This is a genomic window from Rhizobium sp. 05N49 (assembly GCF_056396805.1).
Genome location: NZ_JBFTME010000024.1, coordinates 20,250 through 36,956 on the forward strand (window position 1 = coordinate 20,250; position 16,707 = coordinate 36,956).

At 60.6% G+C, this 16,707-nt stretch carries 20 protein-coding genes; 13 read left to right on the forward strand and 7 right to left on the reverse strand.

Annotated features, from left to right (window positions below):
* Positions 1-2 precede the first annotated feature (2 nt).
* From AC1DF8_RS30960 to AC1DF8_RS30975, 4 genes are all read left to right on the forward strand, one after another.
* Positions 3-323, forward strand: a complete 321-nt coding sequence (locus AC1DF8_RS30960; RefSeq protein ID WP_112543106.1) for a TraR/DksA family transcriptional regulator — start codon at positions 3-5, stop codon at positions 321-323.
* Positions 324-443: 120 nt separating this feature from the next.
* Entirely contained in the window at positions 444-1,112 is a 669-nt protein-coding gene (gene trhA / locus AC1DF8_RS30965) for a PAQR family membrane homeostasis protein TrhA (RefSeq protein WP_112543107.1), read from the forward strand.
* 89 nt (positions 1,113-1,201) lie between these two features.
* A complete protein-coding gene (locus AC1DF8_RS30970; RefSeq protein WP_113145906.1) occupies positions 1,202-1,711 on the forward strand; it encodes a GNAT family N-acetyltransferase in 510 nt (169 codons plus the stop codon).
* Positions 1,712-1,815: 104 nt separating this feature from the next.
* Positions 1,816-2,514: a pentapeptide repeat-containing protein gene (locus tag AC1DF8_RS30975; protein ID WP_018114159.1), complete on the forward strand. Its 699-nt coding sequence runs from the start codon at positions 1,816-1,818 to the stop codon at positions 2,512-2,514.
* Between the two features lies 1 nt (position 2,515).
* On the opposite strand, the gene AC1DF8_RS30980 is transcribed toward AC1DF8_RS30975, so the two are convergent.
* Positions 2,516-3,262 (reverse strand): class I SAM-dependent methyltransferase, encoded by a 747-nt coding sequence (locus AC1DF8_RS30980; RefSeq protein WP_478156421.1) that lies wholly within the window; start codon positions 3,260-3,262, stop codon positions 2,516-2,518.
* On the reverse strand, positions 3,259-3,798 hold the full coding sequence (locus AC1DF8_RS30985) for a GNAT family N-acetyltransferase (RefSeq protein ID WP_478156423.1): 540 nt from the start codon (positions 3,796-3,798) through the stop codon (positions 3,259-3,261). Before AC1DF8_RS30985 ends, AC1DF8_RS30980 begins: the two co-directional genes overlap by 4 nt.
* A gap of 75 nt (positions 3,799-3,873) precedes the next feature.
* On the opposite strand from AC1DF8_RS30985, the gene AC1DF8_RS30990 reads away from it, so the two are divergent.
* Positions 3,874-4,941, forward strand: a complete 1,068-nt coding sequence (locus tag AC1DF8_RS30990) for an NAD(P)/FAD-dependent oxidoreductase (protein WP_478156425.1) — start codon at positions 3,874-3,876, stop codon at positions 4,939-4,941.
* A 45-nt stretch (positions 4,942-4,986) separates the two neighbouring features.
* Here AC1DF8_RS30990 and msrB read toward each other — a convergent pair whose 3' ends face one another.
* The 5 genes from msrB to AC1DF8_RS31015 all read right to left on the reverse strand — a co-directional run bounded on the left by msrB (position 4,987) and on the right by AC1DF8_RS31015 (position 9,445).
* Complete coding sequence (msrB, locus tag AC1DF8_RS30995) at positions 4,987-5,400, reverse strand: peptide-methionine (R)-S-oxide reductase MsrB (protein ID WP_113209994.1); 414 nt, start codon at positions 5,398-5,400, stop codon at positions 4,987-4,989.
* Positions 5,401-5,551: 151 nt separating this feature from the next.
* Positions 5,552-6,406 carry a carbonic anhydrase gene (locus AC1DF8_RS31000; RefSeq protein WP_478156427.1) on the reverse strand — a complete coding sequence of 285 codons (855 nt, stop codon included), beginning with the start codon at positions 6,404-6,406 and terminating at the stop codon, positions 5,552-5,554.
* A 131-nt stretch (positions 6,407-6,537) separates the two neighbouring features.
* Positions 6,538-6,765: a hypothetical protein gene (locus tag AC1DF8_RS31005; RefSeq protein ID WP_478156429.1), complete on the reverse strand. Its 228-nt coding sequence runs from the start codon at positions 6,763-6,765 to the stop codon at positions 6,538-6,540.
* A complete protein-coding gene (locus AC1DF8_RS31010) occupies positions 6,762-7,556 on the reverse strand; it encodes a DUF2092 domain-containing protein (protein ID WP_478156431.1) in 795 nt (264 codons plus the stop codon). Before AC1DF8_RS31010 ends, AC1DF8_RS31005 begins: the two co-directional genes overlap by 4 nt.
* Positions 7,557-7,783: 227 nt before the next feature.
* Positions 7,784-9,445: a SulP family inorganic anion transporter gene (locus tag AC1DF8_RS31015; protein ID WP_478156433.1), complete on the reverse strand. Its 1,662-nt coding sequence runs from the start codon at positions 9,443-9,445 to the stop codon at positions 7,784-7,786.
* Positions 9,446-9,998: 553 nt separating this feature from the next.
* Between AC1DF8_RS31015 and AC1DF8_RS31020 the strand changes: the two genes are divergently transcribed.
* From AC1DF8_RS31020 to mnhG, 8 genes are all read left to right on the forward strand, one after another.
* Positions 9,999-10,202: a hypothetical protein gene (locus AC1DF8_RS31020; RefSeq protein WP_029616312.1), complete on the forward strand. Its 204-nt coding sequence runs from the start codon at positions 9,999-10,001 to the stop codon at positions 10,200-10,202.
* A 128-nt stretch (positions 10,203-10,330) separates the two neighbouring features.
* The gene (locus tag AC1DF8_RS31025; RefSeq protein ID WP_478156435.1) at positions 10,331-12,688 is read left to right on the forward strand and encodes a putative monovalent cation/H+ antiporter subunit A; all 2,358 of its coding nucleotides are present in this window, start codon (positions 10,331-10,333) and stop codon (positions 12,686-12,688) included.
* Between the two features lie 265 nt (positions 12,689-12,953).
* Positions 12,954-13,373: a Na+/H+ antiporter subunit B gene (locus tag AC1DF8_RS31030; RefSeq protein ID WP_112543119.1), complete on the forward strand. Its 420-nt coding sequence runs from the start codon at positions 12,954-12,956 to the stop codon at positions 13,371-13,373.
* A complete protein-coding gene (locus AC1DF8_RS31035; RefSeq protein WP_113209583.1) occupies positions 13,373-13,750 on the forward strand; it encodes a Na+/H+ antiporter subunit C in 378 nt (125 codons plus the stop codon). The genes AC1DF8_RS31030 and AC1DF8_RS31035 overlap by 1 nt, the downstream gene beginning before the upstream one ends.
* Positions 13,751-13,811: 61 nt before the next feature.
* On the forward strand, positions 13,812-15,359 hold the full coding sequence (locus tag AC1DF8_RS31040) for a Na+/H+ antiporter subunit D (RefSeq protein WP_478156437.1): 1,548 nt from the start codon (positions 13,812-13,814) through the stop codon (positions 15,357-15,359).
* Positions 15,356-15,835 (forward strand): Na+/H+ antiporter subunit E, encoded by a 480-nt coding sequence (locus AC1DF8_RS31045; RefSeq protein WP_478156439.1) that lies wholly within the window; start codon positions 15,356-15,358, stop codon positions 15,833-15,835. Before AC1DF8_RS31040 ends, AC1DF8_RS31045 begins: the two co-directional genes overlap by 4 nt.
* Complete coding sequence (locus AC1DF8_RS31050; protein WP_029868902.1) at positions 15,832-16,143, forward strand: cation:proton antiporter; 312 nt, start codon at positions 15,832-15,834, stop codon at positions 16,141-16,143. Before AC1DF8_RS31045 ends, AC1DF8_RS31050 begins: the two co-directional genes overlap by 4 nt.
* Positions 16,143-16,475, forward strand: coding sequence for a monovalent cation/H(+) antiporter subunit G (mnhG, locus tag AC1DF8_RS31055; RefSeq protein WP_478156508.1), 333 nt, complete (start codon positions 16,143-16,145; stop codon positions 16,473-16,475). The genes AC1DF8_RS31050 and mnhG overlap by 1 nt, the downstream gene beginning before the upstream one ends.
* Positions 16,476-16,707 lie beyond the last annotated feature (232 nt).

The following is a 16,707-nucleotide window of genomic DNA, read 5'->3' on the forward strand; positions in this document are numbered from 1 at the left end:
CCATGGACATGAAATTACAGGAAAAGATCCTGCGTGATCGCTGGCACGAACTGACAACGCGCCTGCGAAAGATCGACACGGATCTCGGCCGCACCAAGGCGATCGATGACGAAGACCGCGCCATCGAAAACGAGAACGACGAAGTGCTGGAAGGTCTCGGCCAGGCCGGAGAAGAGGAGTTGCGCGCCATTGATGCCGCCCTCGAACGCATCGCCAAAGGCACTTACGGCACCTGTGCCCGCTGCGGCGCCGGGATCTCCGCGGCCCGCCTTGCAGTGCTGCCGCAGACGCCGCTCTGCGAGGATTGCGCGGCGGGCAAGTAAGCGCGCCATCAAGAACACGCTAGGCTCGTCACAAAGATTTAACCTGACGCCACCAGGCGTCCGGTTGCGCCTTGCCCAATTCGGTGCGACCATCCCCTTACTCTGAGTAAGGGTGCGTGCATGGGCGAGTTCAACGGCATTCGCTGGGCCTACGACAGATATGAACTGATCGCGGACGGCATTGTTCATGGCGTCGGGCTGTTCTTTGCGCTGATCGGCGTGACCGTACTGATCTTCTACGCCACTCTCTGGAGCCCGGCCGGCGCGCTTGTTGCCGCCTGGGTTTACGGCGTGGGACTGGTGCTGACGCTCGGCATTTCCTTTTCCTACAATATCTGGCCGGTTTCGCGCACCAAATGGTATCTGCGCCGGTTCGATCATTCGGCGATCTTCATCCTGATCGCCGCCACCTACACGCCCTTTCTGGAGCGCGGCGCCGATGACCCGCTGCTCTTGGGTACGCTGATCGCCATCTGGGCGATCGCAGCCTTCGGCATCTTCGTCAAATGTGTTTTCCCGGGCAGGTATGACCGGCTGGCGATCCTGCTTTATCTCGCCATGGGTTGGAGCGGCGTACTGGTGGCAGAGCCCGTCGCTTCGCGCATTCCCTATGCCTCCATGCTGCTGATCATCATCGGCGGCATCATCTATTCGCTGGGCGTCATCTTCCATGTCTGGGAAAGGCTCCGCTTCCAGAATGCGATCTGGCACGCCTTCGTGGTGGCCGCCGCCGCCGTGCACTATTCGGCCGTGCTGACCTGCTTCAGCCTCTCGGTCCCCGCCTTCTGACATCTTGCGTTTACATAAGCCCGCGCCCGGCGTATTCCCCGTGCAAACAAGCTTATTCGAACACGACCATTCCGAGCCGGGCCTGCCACATGACCAATACCGTTCTTATCAGGGACGCTGCCGAAGCTGATCTTCCTGCTGTCAGAGATATCTACAATCACGCCGTCGAACATACGACGGCGATCTGGAACGAAACGCTTGTCGATCTCGACAACCGGCTGGAATGGTTCAAGGCCCGCAAGGGCAGGGGCTTTCCGGTCATCGTCGCCGAAATGGATGGCAAGGTCGCCGGCTACGCCTCTTACGGTGATTGGCGTGCTTTCGATGGCTACCGCCACACGGTCGAGCATTCCGTCTATGTCGACAAGGATTGCCGCGGCGCCGGCATCGGCGAAAAGCTGATGCGTGCATTGATCGAGCGTGCAAGCGCCGCCAACATCCATGTCATGATTGCCGGCATCGAGGCCGAAAATGCCGCCTCCATCAAACTGCACGAGAAGCTCGGCTTCCGCATCGCCGGCACATTTTCCGAGGTCGGCATCAAATTCGGCCGCTGGCTGGATCTGACCTGCATGGAACTGCGCGTACCGAAGGCCTGATAGGGCCGGTTCCAGATTGATTGCTGGCGAGGACTAACCATATTTTTATCGTAGTCTGCGCCTTGTAGGAATCTCTGATGGCGCGACTCGCGGAGGAGAGGTTGATGTTTGGACGCTCGGTGCTCGGTCTTTCGGCCTTCCTGGTCATGACAGCTTATTCGCTGCCATCGATGGCGGCCAGTTGCGGCAGCACGGCTTCGCCGGAGCTCGACTGGCAGGAGTGTAACAAGAAGAACCTGATGCTTCAGGGCAGCGACCTGCAGGGCGCCAACCTTGCCGGCACGGATTTTTCGCTGACCGATCTCGGCGGTGCCAACCTCAAATCTGCCAATGCGGAAAAGGCAACCCTCGTGCGCGCCTCTCTGGCCGGAGCAAGTGCCCAGGGCGCCAATTTCGGCAAGATCGAGGCCTACCGCTCCACCTTTGCAGGTGCGGCCGCCGACGGCGCAAGCTTTGCCGGTGCAGAGCTGCAGCGGGCCGATTTCACCGGTGCGCAACTGACGAAGGCCAATTTCGAGAAAGCCGAGCTTGGCCGCGCCAATTTCGACAAGGCGGTGCTGACGGGCGTCAGCTTCGCGCTCGCCAATCTCTCGCGCGCCGATCTGACGGGTGCACGTTATGAAGGCCCGATCAGCTTCGACCGTGCCTTCATGTTCCTGACCCGCATCGAGGGGCTGGATCTGTCCGCCGCCACAGGCCTGCAGCAGGCGCAGATCGATCTTGCCTGTGGGGATTCCTCCACGAAGCTGCCTTCGGGGCTTACCGTCCCGTCAAACTGGCCTTGCCCGCAGGAGCAGGATTAACTCAGGCTAGGCGGCCGACCGGAATGATCTCCCGCGACTGTGCCTGGAAAGGGTTGCCTTCCCAGTCGCCATGCCATGCATCGACGGTTAGCCCGGCATCGCTGATCATTGCGGCAAGCTTGTCGCGCGGGGTGTAGAGGATTTTCGAACGTCCGGCGAAACGCTCGCCGGTCGAGAGTACGCGATAGCCGTTCTCGTAGGAAAGAATGCCGCTCGTCTCATCGTAATGCGACTCGTCCGAGGCCTCGATCGCACCAAGCTCCGCATGTTCGAGCTGGCGCACCTTGCTATGACGCACGTCTTGCTGTCCAAGAAAACCGGGATTGCGCGTATCGAAGACAAACCGGCCGATGGGACTGAGATGTGCGGCAATTGTCGCAAGGGCGGCGCGCTGGTCTTCTTCCGTCAGAAAGACCTGGAAAGCGTGGCCCGTCAGCACGATGAGATCGTATTTCTGCCCGAGGCGAACGGTGCGCGCATCACCCTCGATCCATTCCACCTTGTCGCCGCCTGGCCGCGCCCTGCCGATATCCAGCATGGCGGCGGCCGGGTCCACGCCAGTGACGTCGCGTGTCGCTGCGAGCGCTGCCGTCAGTTCTCCGGTGCCACAGCCGAGGTCGAGCGCGGAATGGGCGCCTTCCGCAAGCTTCATGCAGAAGTCGAAATCCGGCCCCCAGCGATTGGCGGTATCATAGAATTGCGCAAGCGAAGGGTCGCGGTAGAGGGGATCGTCGGAAACTGTGCTCATACGTCTGATGCCCTTTCGCTGATGTAGAGATAACGTTCCACCGTCTCGCCGGCCGCGTTCTGCTTGCTGAAGATCTCTCGCCGCTGATGCACGCGTCCGGCGACCTTCTGCGAGGGAAGATTTTCCAGGCTGACGATACTGACGAGGCGCGACAGCCCCATGGTCGAAAAGGCATGATCGCGGCAGGCAAGCGCGGCCTCGGTGGCATAGCCCTTGCCCCAGTAATCCGGCCAGAGATGGTAGCCAAGCTCAGGCTCCAATCCGCGCGATGTGTCCTGCAGTGTGATCCCGCAGTCGCCCGGCAGTTCTCCGCTCTCGCGATCGATCATCGCCCAGAGGCCGAAACCATTTTTCTCATAGCTTCCGAAGGCGAGCCTGTCGAAGAAATCGCGCGTTGCCGCGGCATCCTTCACGGAAGGGTAATATCGCATGCACAGCGGATCGGCGAAGATGCGCTCGAGCGCCGGCAGGTCCGCGACGGTGATTTCGCGCAACACCAGCCGATCGCTGCGCAGGATTTCGCGGACGATGGACATTGTTTCATCCCTCTGTCATCCAGCGCGCCTAAGCCCGCCAACTTCTTCAGTCCGCTTTATACGAGAGCTTCCGCCATGGCATCTGCAAAGATACGCGTCATTATCGTTGGTGCCGGCGTTGTCGGCGCTTCGCTTGCCTTCCATTTGGCCCGGCGTGGAGCCACTGTCCAAGTCGTGGATGAAAATGAGCAAGCCGGCAGCGGCGTGACGGCACGGGCCTTCGGCTGGGTGAATATCATCAATGTCGTGCCGGGAGCCGTCAATTACGGCCTCGTGCAGCAGGCGCTCGCCGACTATACCCGCCTGCAGTCCGATCTGCCGGATGCCTTTGTCGCCGCGCGTAACGGTTCCCTGTTCTGGCTCAAAAGCACTGCGGAGACCGAAGACTTCGCCGCAGCCCATCGCGCAGAAGGGACGGATGTCGAACTGGTCGATGCCGCAAGGATCGCCGCATTGGAGCCCAATCTCCTTGAGCCTCCCGCCTGCGCGATCTTCTCGCCTCGCGATCTCGCGCTCGATCCTGCAAGGCTGGCGCGGGACCTGATCAATGCCGCCGGCGTGCCCGTTACCTTCGGCCGGAAGGTCGAAAGCCTCATCCTTTCGGGCGATCGGGTGCGTGGCGTACGTCTGGCCGATGGCACGATCGAGGCCGATCTCGTGATCCTCGCAGGCGGAACAGCGGTCGACCGCCTGACGGAAAGCGTGGATTTCCAAACGGGCGTCGAAGCCTCACCCTCGATCATCCTGCGCTATAGGTGCGCAGAGCCTGTCGTGAACCGCATCCTCCGCGGCCCCGGTCTGGAAATTCGCCAATCAGCGGACAACATATTGCATGTCGCCAAGAGCTATATCGATGATTCCGCGGAGAACGCACCGGAAAGAGTTGGTGAGCGGATCTTGAAGGTCATGCATGAGCGCCTGCGCCTGCCCCAAGGCGTCTCATTGGTCGAGGCTGCTGCCGGTTACCGGCCATTCTTCTCCGATGAAATGCCGCGGCTCGGTTTCCTGCCCGGCATCGAGGGCGCCTATGTCGCCGTCGGTCATCCCGGCGTCATTCTCGCACCGCTGCTCGGACGGCTTGCAGCAGAGCATGTGCTGGAAGACCGGCGCTCGCCGCTCATCCCATGCGCCGGCCTGATATGAAAAAAGCGGACCCGTGGGTCCGCTTTTCTTTTTGGTTTCAATATTTTACTTGCCGGGCTCGAAAACCATCGCATGCCCGTTAATGCAATAGCGAAGGCCGGTCGGCGGCGGTCCGTCCGGGAAGACGTGGCCGAGATGGGCCTCGCAGGTGCCGCAGCGGATTTCCGTGCGCACCATTCCATAGGTCGTGTCGCTGTGTTCGGTCACGGACTCCGGAGAGACCGGCTCGAAATAGCTCGGCCAGCCGCATCCGGCATCGAACTTCGTGTCGGAGCGGAAGAGCGGCGCATTGCAGCTGACACAGCGGTAGAGACCGGTCTCGAAGGAATCCCAGTAGGGACCGGTAAAGGCGCGTTCGGTACCGTGCTGGCGGGTGATACGGTACTGCTCGGGGGTCAGCAGTTCCTTCCATTCGGCATCGGTCTTGTGGACTTTCGGTGTGGTGGTCGTTTCGGCCATGGAGTGCTCCTTTCGCCGATGGGGGCAATCTCTTTTCGTGCGCAAATGTGGTGCGTTGAGCGCAATTGATCAAGACTGGGATCGCGCCTCCGGGACCTGAACCTGGGGGCATCGCACGTGATCGGAGATTATTCCTGCTCTCGATACGCCCCTAAGCAACGAGCAAAGCCTGTATCCTGGGACAGGAGACCACGAGATCACACAGAACAGCAAATTCATTCGCGTCGTGAGGCGCAGACGCAAGCCCAAACCAGTTCTGCCCTTCTTCTCGTGGCGCCCATACGAGCCGTTGCTCCAGAAGATAGATGCCGTAAACGACATCGATCGAGTCGCTTCCGGTTAGCCCGAGGCACGTCCGAATGCTATAGGCGGTGAGAGCGGCGTTCAGAACGATCGCAACCTCGATCAGTGCGGCGCGATAGCCCGGTTGGCGAATGACCTCTACTCCATGAGCCCTTTCCAGCCAGGTCGCTGCGAGCTGGACGATGACCAGTGTGCGGTCCACGATGCACCGCAGATCCTTCAGCGGCACGATATGCATGTATTTGGCGGGCTGCAAATAGACATCGACTGCCGCAGAAACGGCGCCGCACCGGCTGTGGCCAAGAACCACGATAGACTTGAGACTATCCCCGAGATGGCTGATCGCATAGCTCAGGCTCCCCACGACATCATCTCCGATGCCGTTGCCGGCGGTCCTGACGACGAACAAGTCGTTCGGGCCCTCGGAAAAGACTAGCTCGACAGGAACACGGGCGTCGGCACAGCCAACAATTGCCGCGAACGGTTGCTGAGCTGGCGCGCCGCTGCCCCTTGGATAAAGGCCGAGATCCCGCGGGTCGATATCGATACTTAATGTTGTCGCCTTGGAAGATCCGAATCGGGTCAGGAGTTCGGCGAAAGCCCGATTGCCAGCCTCGAGCCGCAAACGAGCAGCATCTGCATCCTGCGGCAGGGGCCCGTGTGGCGCATCGAACGCGAACCGATAGATCACTTCGGCCAGCAACGCAGAGGTTTCACACGAATGGTCTTCTGTAGAGCCCTTTGCCATGTCGACACCCCCCTGCACAGACAGATCCGGCGGCTGCGCGCAGTTTGTCGTTGAAAGGACGTGGTCGCTGCGCGCAGTTGCCTTGGCTAACAGTTATAGACACCTGCCGCGCATCGCCTTGCGCTCCTGCGGGCAACGCCGGCGACGCTGACCGGTGTCAGCGGGCGCCCAACCCTGGCCTCTGCGGAAGGCATCAGGTTGAATTCGACCGGAAGGGGGCCGCGAAATTCGATGCTTGAGCCCCCGGCGACTACAGCAAGCAACGTGATAGCGATCCATTTAAGCATGCCGTCTCTCCTTTCAAGTTCGATCATTTCATGGAGAATATTTCTGGCAGTTCGTCAGCGTCTGGAAGCTTGCTCAAATCCCGCTTTTGAGCCCCGTCGGGCGCCTTGAAGCTGAAGTCGCCTGCCGCCACGTCCGCCCCTGCCTTCCATGACCGTATGTCAATCGTATATTGCGGAAAGCCTGCGACCTTGGTGCTGGTAACAACGTAGCGGCAAGGGTAGGGGTTCTGTCCCTGGGCAATCCAGATTTGCCAATCCACCCCTTCCTTGGTGCGAAATGCCAGGTGGTCGCATTCCTCGCCGCGTATTACCCCACTCCCAAGATCCTTGACGTCGGTGACCTCGGACATGAGCGCGTCGTAAGGGTGTGACATCAAGATGTCGCCGGCCGGCAGCGGCCGATGGAATTTGTCCCGCAAGGCGTCGATCAGCTGGTCGGTCGTTCCGGGCACTTCCGTCTGAGCGTAAAGGTTGGCGTCCTTCCCGAGAACCGAGAGTGTCTTGCCGTCGAAAACGATTTCGACGTTAGCGAAGCCGCCCTGGCGTGTGACGTTCAGCTTGTCGGGCCGATTGAGCTTCACCGCGCCGGAGCTTGCAAGGGCCAGTTTCTGCTTCTGTTTGGTGACGACCTCCAGGCTCGTGTCATATTCGAAGGAGATTGCGTCCTGCGCTGCCATGTAGTCCGACATCGCCTTTAGCAGGCTCTTCGCTTGCGTGCCGTCGGCCTGGGCGGACGTCGCGCAAGTCAGCGCCGCCAAGGCAAGCCCAGCGGCAAGCAGGCGGGCATTCTGAAAGGGGTTTTCCGATCGAGATCGCATGGGTGTTTCCTCCGCTAAGATAGTGAGAAGACGACCCGCGTGGCTCAAACAAACGCGCGGGATGGATTGTCCTACAGCGCTCGTGTGGCCCTCGCTGAGACGGTCCACCAGCGACTTTCGGCTGAAGTAGCTTGCTCCCTCAAAAAGACTGCATTGCAAAGATTGAAGATGCCAAGGAGAGCAGCGCAGCGACGCACCACTGCAATGCTGCCGGCTCCAGTCCATACCTAGCTGCCGCTCTTTTGCTCCAAATGGCGTTGCAGAGCGGCATTCATGCTAAAAAAGAGGCGCTCACGGCCGAGCTTGTCGGCGAAACCGGAGGCGCGAAGATAGTCGAGTACATCGGAATTCAATCCTGCGAGCCACACGGTTATGCCCTGGGCAGTAACGCGGCGTTCGCTCTCAATCATCGTCTGGAGAGCGGAATACTCGATGTCAAAGACCCCGCTCATATCGAGTGCGAGCACTTTCGGTTTGTATTCGGCTACGAATGCCTGAATCTGATCCGCGACTTGCTGGACGTTGGCGAAAAACAACCGTCCCTCCGGGCGCAGTATCAGCAGACCATCAAATGTTTCGTCGTCAGGATGGTCCGAAGACAGCGGCCGGAGCACGTCAGTGCCCGGCTTGCGGCCGATGACGTAAACTTTCGGTTTCGCCGACTGACTGGCCAAACCGATCAGCGAAAGAACGATCGCGACGACGATGCCCTGAAGCGTACCGAACACGAGCACGCCGAGGAATGCCGCCAGTGCCCAGCGAAATTCCATTCGCCGCACCTTGCGGATGGCCGCAAATTCCGCCGGAGCAATGAGGCCGACCGAGTAGATGATCACAATCGCGGCGAGCACGGCCTGTGGTAGCAAACCAAGCAACGGCGCAAGGAACAGCATTGTGGCCGCAGAAGTCGCAGCAGTGACAAGCGAGGCCGTCTGGGACCGCCCGCCCACTGCGCGGACGACCGCCGTCTGCGAAGTGCCACCACCTGCGGGCATCGAGCCGAAGAATGCGCCGACCACGTTGGCCGTGCCTGTCGCGAGAAGTTCGCGGTTGGGCCTGATTGGGGGCTCGGACGGTGCGGCAAACGCCCGACCCGCGGCAATCGTTTCGGTAAAACTCATCAGCGCGATGCCGAGCGCTCCGGGCAAGAGTTGCTCGACCAAACTGGCGCTGGGGAGAGTGAGTGACGGCAGCGACCGCGGGATGAATCCGACTGTCGCGATACCCAAGGCATTGAGACCGGCGAGCCAGGATACCAGAATGCCCGCGCCGACGACCACGAGTGGGGCCGGAGAATGAGGCCAGAGCCTTTCCATCATCCACAAGGCGATCAGCGCCACGGCTGCAATGGCCAGCGTAAGCAGCGACGTTTCGGGTATATGCTGGACCACGCTCATGATGTCGCGGAAAAAGCCCGCCTTTTCAATATGCACGCCCAGCAGTTTCGGTATCTGATCCAGTACGATCACCAGGCCGATGCCTGCTTTGAAACCGGTTAACACTGGCGATGAAATGAAGTTGGCCACAAACCCCAGGCGCAGCACGGAGGCTGCAATGAGGAGAGCCCCCGTCAACGCCACAAGTGTCGCAACGGCGGTGACCAGCTTGCCTGGATCGCCATCTGGAACGGCGGTTCCAAGCTCGGTCCCGGCCAAAATGGCAAGGGTGGTGGTCGAACTGACGCTTAGTACGCGTGACGTGCCGAGTAATGCGTAGACAATCATCGGCACGAATGCCGTATAGAGACCGACGCTCACAGGCAGCCCGGCAACCGTGGCATAAGCCATCGCCTTGGGCAGTACGACCGCAGCGGCGACAAGGCCCGCCATTATATCGAACCGAAGGCCAGCCGCGAACGAGGCACCGCCATCGTTTCTACTGACTGCCATGTGGGTTTCGTGGGACACGGCCACTGCTCCGATCGGAAATTCAGTCGCTTTCGTGACATTTCACCGGGCATTTTGACGATGTCACTATAGCCGCGTCCCGGCGTCAGCGGCCGTCTTGCTCCAGTTCAAAACCTTGTGCTCACTTCGTAGAAACTCAATTGAATACACATGCCACGCACTCTGCCTCAGCAGAGTTGGATGTTTACTGGACGGGTGCGAACTAAAAGAGGTGCCATTATAACGTAAAATACGTGCGAAAAGAAATGAGTATGGGTGTCGTTGCTTACATCTTTCTTGCGGTCATCGTAGGAGAACTGATGTTCTCTTGGGACGAAGGCCGTCGCCGCGGTTTTTTCGCCCGCCAATAGCCGTCTCGGCCTGTCCTGAGAGTGCCTGAGGATGGAAGCCTCGGTGTGATCAAGTCCCCAAAGCAGACTGTGCCGCTTCAGCGCCCCAATTGTCATCTACCCAATTCGGGGGAAGACGACGAATCACCCGTGCTTTATCTTTAGTGTGCCATTAAGCTTAATGCTGCGTGTTTCGGGGACAAACGGTGTTTCATACTCTGATGATTGTTCTGTACGGCGCAGTCGCCGCGATTGCCATGGGTGTGACCCTGCTGGAGGGCTGGGTCAATCATGATCGCTGGACGGTGTTCCGTATCGCAGGGCTGGTCGCCTGTCTGGTCTGGCCGCTGCCGCTCGCTTTCTTCATCCTGCACGGTTCCGTTTTGCGTCTCGCCACGCGCCTTTCCTGAACGTCAAGCCGTGAACACAGCCCGCATCCATTGCGGGTTGTCGAAATTGCTTGAGGCTATCAGCCGATTCACCTAAGCCTTGGAAAAGGCTGATTGCCGACTTTCATCCGTGCTCACGGGGAGGGGACATGGCCGATGTCACGGCTCTGACATTTCTGGCCCTGTGTCTGCCGTTGATCGGCGCTCTTGCGGCTCCCTTTATCATTCGTGCCTTCGGCGCAGGCGGCGCCTGGCTGCTCGCCGTCGCCCCTTTGCTCGCCTTCCTGCATTTCCTGCGTCTCGTGCCGCAGATCGCTGATGGCGAAATCATAACCGGCGGTTATGACTGGGTGCCGGGCCTGGGCCTGCGTTTTTCCTGGTTCCTCGACGGATTGTCGCTCACCTTCGCCCTGCTCATCACCGGCATCGGCACGCTGATCGTGCTTTATGCCGGCGGGTATCTGAAGGGCCATCCGGATCAGGGCCGGTTCTTCTCGTTCATCTTCCTCTTCATGGGCGCAATGCTCGGCGTCGTGGTGTCGGACAGCTTTCTGATGTTCTTCATCTTTTGGGAGCTCACCTCGATCACCTCCTTTCTGCTGATCGGCTTCGACCATGAACGGCAGGCGGCACGGCGCGCCGCTTTGCAGGCACTCGTCGTCACAGGCGGCGGAGGGCTGCTGCTGCTTGCCGGCTTGCTCCTGCTCTGGGGGCAGACAGGCGTTGCGCAGCTGTCGGAACTGATGCAGTTCGGCGATGTCGTCAGAGGCAGCCCGCTCTATTTCGCCACCCTGTTGCTGGTGCTCGGCGGCGCCTTCACCAAATCGGCACAGTTTCCATTCCACTTCTGGCTGCCGAACGCCATGGAGGCGCCGACACCCGTTTCGGCCTATCTGCATTCCGCCACCATGGTGAAGGCCGGCGTCTACCTGCTGATGCGGCTGAACCCGGTCATGGGCGCAACACCCGCATGGGAGGTTCTGCTGCCGGTCTTCGGCGGCCTGACGCTCGTCACCGGCTCGGTGCTTGCGATCCGACAGACGGATCTGAAGCTGAAGCTCGCCTATACGACTGTCTCCTCCCTTGGCCTGCTGGTGCTGCTGACCGGCTTCGGATCGGATTATGCCATTGAAGGCGCAGTGCTCTATCTGGTGGCGCATTCGCTCTTCAAGGGCGCGCTTTTCATGGTCGCCGGCATCATCGACCACGAAACCGGCACGCGGAACATCACGCGGCTGCGGGGCCTGCGAGGGGCCATGCCGCTGACCTTTGCGATCGCTATCGTCGCAGCACTTTCCATGGCCGGGTTGCCGCCTTTCTTCGGTTTCCTCGCCAAGGAGGAAATTTATACGGCTATCGTCGGCAGTGATCTCTATCCCGTCCTTGCCACCACCATCGCCGTCCTCGGCAATGCGCTGATGTTTGCGATCGCCTTTGCGGTGGGGCTGAGGCCTTTCGCCGGCAGACTGGTGGAGACGCCCAAGCATCCGCATGAGGCGCCGGTCCTGCTTTGGCTCGGCCCTGCCGTCCTTGCTCTGGCAGGTCCGCTTGCTGCAGTCTTTTCCGGCGTCACCCACAGTGCGATCTCCTCGCCCATGGCCTCCGCTATTGCTGGCGCTCCCAAAGAGGTTTCCATTTCGCTGACCCCGCATATCGGCCTGCCGCTTGCCTTGTCGTTGCTGACGATCGTACTCGGCATCGCTGTTTACTGGCAGCTCGACCGTAGCAGGGCTTTCGTCGCCTACGTGCTGCACTCCGCACGTGGCCCGGATCGCGGTTTCGATCATTTCATCGCCGGACTTGTCCGTTTCGCCCACGGTTTCATCGGCATCGTCCAGCCAAGGCGGCTGGATATCTACGTCGCCTGCACATTCCTCTGCGTTGCCGCAGTCCTGCTTGTACCGCTCGTCATCAATGACGGGCTGCCGTCAGGCTTTGCCTGGCCTGCAGACCTGCGCCTGCGCGAAGCGGGCATCATGGTCATCGCCGTACTCGGCCTTGTCGCCGTGCTGATCGCCCGCGACAGGCTGACGGCGATCGTATCGCTCGGCATTCAGGGTTTTGCCGTCGCGCTGATCTTCCTGCTCTTCGGCGCCCCGGATCTCGCCTTCACCCAGTTCATGGTCGAAACGCTCGCGGTCGTCATTCTTGCCCTCGTCATGACCCGTCTGCGCCTGTCGCCGACCGATCCGCGCCACGGCGTCCGCCGCTTCTTCGATATCGTGCTTTCACTCGCCTGCGGTCTCGGCTTCGCGCTGCTTTTGATGCGCGCCACGCAGGCGCCGTTCAACACGGCGCTCAGCGATTTCTTCAATGCCCATTCGAAGCTGATCGCCCACGGCGCCAATGTCGTGAACGTCATCATCGTCGATTTCCGCGGCACTGACACGCTCGGCGAAATTGCCGTCGTGGCGGTGACAGGCCTCGCCATCCTTGCGCTGATCCGCATCCGCGGCAACACGGAGCGCCGGCTGGCGACAAACGATCCGGATGCGGAGGAGGCATGAGACAGGTCTCTTTGGAATCTGATTCTGTCCTCGCAGCGAATGCAGCGTTCGAGGTATCGCGAGACGTTACCGTTTCCCCTCATTCCCGTGCTTGCCACAGGAATCCAGCCTGCCCAACTCCTTGGGAAGGAGAGACTCTTTGGTTTGCTGCAAATGAGTCATTCACGACGCAGACGCGTCGTGGCTGGATTCCTGTGACAAGCACAGGAATGAGGGAGGTTGGTAGACGTCCCCGGCCGTCTCAGCCTCTTTGTGGAGGCACGCAATGAACACCCTCATCTTCCGTACGGTCGCCCCCTTCATCACCGCGCTGATGCTGCTTTTTTCCGTTTTTATCCTGCTGCGCGGCCACAACGAGCCGGGTGGCGGTTTCATCGGCGGCTTGATCGCCGCTTCGGCTCTGGCGATTTACGGCATTGCTTTCGGCGTGGACGCGGTGCGCCGGGCGATCCGCGTACATCCATTGGCGATTGCCGGCTTCGGTCTCTTGCTCTCTTGCCTCGCCGGCCTGATCTCGATCTTCTTTGCCGTGCCATTCATGACCGGCCTTTGGGTCTATCCCGTCCTGGCAGGTGTGGAAGTGCCGCTCTCCAGCGTCATGCTCTTCGATCTCGGCGTCTATTTCGTGGTGCTCGGCGCCGTCGCTTCGATCGCGCTGGCGCTGGAAGAAAGGGAGCTGGACTGATGGAAGCGCTCTTTGCCATTCTCGTCGGCCTGTTCTTTTCGGCCGCTGTCTATCTGATCCTGTCGCGCTTCTCGATCCGCATCATGCTCGGCATCGCCATTCTCGGTAACGCCGTGAACCTGCTGATCTTCACGGCAGGAAGGCTGACCCGCGTCGTGCCGCCGATCATACCCGCAGGGGCCGACATGCTGCCATCAGGTGCGGCTAATCCGCTGCCGCAGGCGCTGATCCTGACGGCCATCGTCATCTCCTTTTCTTTCCTCGCTTTCCTGCTGGTGCTGACCTACCGCGCCTATCAGGAGCTCGGCACAGACGATACGACCCGCATGCACGATGCCGAACCTGAAGAACGGCCGCTGCCGCCTTTGGGGTATTGATCGTGAGTAAGATGCGGATGCTCAATGCCCATGCGTCGACCCTCGCGGGAGGCACCCACTAATGGCCGCTCCCGTCACCGACCTCTCGGCCGCCATGGTCACCGCTCCCGTCCCGCCCGCCCACTGGCTGGCGATCCTGCCGGTCGTGCTCTGCATCAGCCTCGGTGCGCTGCTCCTGATGCTGCGCAGCCTTCCGCGCCTGCAGGCATGGATCGCAATTACCGGCCTCGTTGTCCTGCTGCTCCTTGACGCTGCTCTCCTGCAGCAGGTCGTCGGACACGGCCCGCTCACCATGGTCATGGGCCGCTGGCTGCCGCCCTTTGGTATCGCTTTTACGGTCGATGTCTTCAGTGCGCTGATGGCGCTGGCCGCAGCGGTCGCTGCCCTGGCTGCCGGTATCTATGCCCTGTCAGATACCACCGAAAGCGGCCGCCGATACGGTTTCTTCCCGCTGCTGATGCTGCTGATGGCAGGCGTCACCGGCGCCTTCCTGACCGGCGATATTTTCAACCTCTATGTCTGGTTCGAGGTGCTGCTCATCTCCTCCTTCGGCCTGCTGATCCTTGGTTCCGAACGGGCGCAGATCGATGGCGCGCTGAAATATGCGGTTCTGAACCTCATCGCCACGACGCTGTTCCTCATCGCCGTCGGCATCCTCTATGCGAGTTTTGGCACGCTCAATATGGCCGACATTGCCGAGCGGGCAGCAGCCTTGAGCGGCACGGCGCCGCTGATGACGCTCGCCTGCCTCTTCCTGCTCGCCTTTGCCATGAAGGCTGCGGCCTTTCCGGTCAATTTCTGGCTGCCGGCCTCCTACCACACGCCGCGCATCGCCGTTTCCGCACTCTTTGCCGGCCTCCTGACCAAGGTCGGCATCTACGCGCTGCTGCGCGTCCTGGTCATGCTGCTGCCGGCCGAGCGCGACGAGCTCAGCCTGCTGATAGCTGTCGTCGGAGCCCTGACTGTCCTCGTCGGCGCACTCGGTGCACTCGCTGAAACCGACCTGCGTCGTCTGCTCGGCTATGTGGTGATCTCGGGCATCGGCAATATGCTGATCGGTGCAGCACTCGGCACCGCCGAAGGCCTCGGCGGCGCAGTCTTCTATGCGCTGCATTCGGTAGTGCTGATGACGGCGCTCTATCTTCTGGCCGGCGAAGCGGGCAGGCGAGGCGGCTCCTTCTCGCTGGCCGCGCTCGGCGGCCTCTATCGTCAGAATGGCTGGTTCGCGGCGATTTCGCTGATGCTGCTGCTGGCCGCCTGCGGCCTGCCGCCCTTTTCCGGCTTCTGGCCCAAGGTGTTGCTGGTCAAGGCCTCGCTCGATGTCGGCGCGTGGTGGCTGGCGGGCACGATCCTGCTCGGCGGCTTCCTGTTGACGATTGCCTGCGGCCGCGTCTTCCTGTTTGCCTATTGGCGTCCCGCGTCCCCGGCGCTCCCTCCGGTGCGGACCGGCTGGACGGCTGGTCTTCCGCTTGCGGCGTTGACGATCCTCGTCATCGGCATCGGTCTCCTGCCGGAACAGTTGCTGCAACTCGCGCGCTCCGCCGCCGACGGGCTTGCTGATCCCTCCGCCTATATCTTCTCCGTCTTTCCGGAAGGGACCATACGATGACAGTCCTGTTCCTCAGCCTGCCGCTTGCCGTCGCTTGGGTCGCCGTAACCGGCAGCGCCTCGCCGCTTAATTTCGTTCTCGGCCTCGCCCTGTCGCTGCTGTCGCTCGCAGTCGTGCGCGAGGCCTTCGCCGGCCGTTCGCCGCCGCGCCGCATCCGCGCTTGGCACATCTTCCTGCTGGCGGGTCTTTTCCTTTGGGAACTGGCGCTTTCGGCCTGGCGGGTGGCATTGACGGTGCTTTCGCCGCGTATGCAGCTGGCGCCCGGTATCCTCGCATTCCCGCTGACGGTGAGAACCGATTTTGAGATCACGCTCCTTGCCAATCTCATCACACTGACGCCGGGTACTCTTTCGGTTGATGTTTCCGAGGACCGGCGCACGCTCTATGTGCATGCGCTGGACTGCGCCGATCCTGCCGCGGTCAGGCGCGATATTGCTGGCGGTTTCGAGCGCCGTATCATGGAGGCCTTTGGATGATAACGCCTGCCGCCATCGTTTCCGCCGCCGCCATCGCAGCCCTCGGTATTCTCTGTATTGCGCTTTTTGTGACCGTCTGGCGCGTCATTGCCGGCCCCACTCTTCCCGACCGCATCCTGGCGCTCGACATGATGACGGGCATCGCCATTGGTTTCATTGCCGTCGTCGCGGTGCGCACCGGATTTTCGCTTTACATCGATATCGCCATCGCGCTCGGCCTCGTCGGTTTTCTGGCGACCGTCGCCTTCGCCCGTTTCGTGCTCTCTCGGAGAGCCGTGGCATCTGGGACGCAGGGGAGAGGCGAATGATAATGGACTATGCGCTTGCTGTCGTTACTGCGGTCCTGCTGCTGGCAGGTGCCTTCTTCGCCCTGGTGGCCGCGATCGGTATCGCGCGCTTGCCGGATCTCTACACGCGCATGCACGCCGCTTCAAAAGCCGGCACGGTCGGTTCCGGTTTGTTGTTGCTTGCTGCCGGGCTTTATTCGGGCGAACTTGCTGTGCTTGCAAGAGCGTTGGCCGGTTTCCTCTTTTTTATCCTGACTGCACCGGTTTCTGCACACCTTCTTGCGAGAGCTTCGCATATATCAGGACATTTTCCGGCCGATATCTCAGTACGTGACGATATGCGAATGCGCTGAGAGCGAGGGCTACTCAGAATTTTAAGCAATTTTACGCAAACTTATGCACCGGAAGCACGAGTAAAGCTTGCTGAACCGCTGACCAATTCTTTGTGATGGATTTTTTTTCTAGGAAAATCACAATTAATAATTGGCCTTTTGCGAAAACGATGCTATTTGAAAATCCAAGTAGAGTTCTGATTGTGAATTAGAATCGTACTGCTTCCAGGTCTCCTAGCCTTGTTTGTCAATG

Bases quoted from the DNA above. Each gene is read 5' to 3' on its own strand.
- AC1DF8_RS30960 (WP_112543106.1), top strand. From the start codon at position 3: ATGGACATGAAATTACAGGAAAAGATCCTGCGTGATCGCTGGCACGAA.
- trhA (WP_112543107.1), top strand. From the start codon at position 444: ATGGGCGAGTTCAACGGCATTCGCTGGGCCTACGACAGATATGAACTG.
- AC1DF8_RS30970 (WP_113145906.1), top strand. From the start codon at position 1,202: ATGACCAATACCGTTCTTATCAGGGACGCTGCCGAAGCTGATCTTCCT.
- AC1DF8_RS30975 (WP_018114159.1), top strand. From the start codon at position 1,816: ATGTTTGGACGCTCGGTGCTCGGTCTTTCGGCCTTCCTGGTCATGACA.
- AC1DF8_RS30980 (WP_478156421.1), bottom strand. From the start codon at position 3,262: ATGAGCACAGTTTCCGACGATCCCCTCTACCGCGACCCTTCGCTTGCG.
- AC1DF8_RS30985 (WP_478156423.1), bottom strand. From the start codon at position 3,798: ATGTCCATCGTCCGCGAAATCCTGCGCAGCGATCGGCTGGTGTTGCGC.
- AC1DF8_RS30990 (WP_478156425.1), top strand. From the start codon at position 3,874: ATGGCATCTGCAAAGATACGCGTCATTATCGTTGGTGCCGGCGTTGTC.
- msrB (WP_113209994.1), bottom strand. From the start codon at position 5,400: ATGGCCGAAACGACCACCACACCGAAAGTCCACAAGACCGATGCCGAA.
- AC1DF8_RS31005 (WP_478156429.1), bottom strand. From the start codon at position 6,765: ATGATCGAACTTGAAAGGAGAGACGGCATGCTTAAATGGATCGCTATC.
- AC1DF8_RS31010 (WP_478156431.1), bottom strand. From the start codon at position 7,556: ATGCGATCTCGATCGGAAAACCCCTTTCAGAATGCCCGCCTGCTTGCC.
- AC1DF8_RS31015 (WP_478156433.1), bottom strand. From the start codon at position 9,445: ATGGCAGTCAGTAGAAACGATGGCGGTGCCTCGTTCGCGGCTGGCCTT.
- AC1DF8_RS31025 (WP_478156435.1), top strand. From the start codon at position 10,331: ATGGCCGATGTCACGGCTCTGACATTTCTGGCCCTGTGTCTGCCGTTG.
- AC1DF8_RS31030 (WP_112543119.1), top strand. From the start codon at position 12,954: ATGAACACCCTCATCTTCCGTACGGTCGCCCCCTTCATCACCGCGCTG.
- AC1DF8_RS31035 (WP_113209583.1), top strand. From the start codon at position 13,373: ATGGAAGCGCTCTTTGCCATTCTCGTCGGCCTGTTCTTTTCGGCCGCT.
- AC1DF8_RS31040 (WP_478156437.1), top strand. From the start codon at position 13,812: ATGGCCGCTCCCGTCACCGACCTCTCGGCCGCCATGGTCACCGCTCCC.
- AC1DF8_RS31045 (WP_478156439.1), top strand. From the start codon at position 15,356: ATGACAGTCCTGTTCCTCAGCCTGCCGCTTGCCGTCGCTTGGGTCGCC.
- AC1DF8_RS31050 (WP_029868902.1), top strand. From the start codon at position 15,832: ATGATAACGCCTGCCGCCATCGTTTCCGCCGCCGCCATCGCAGCCCTC.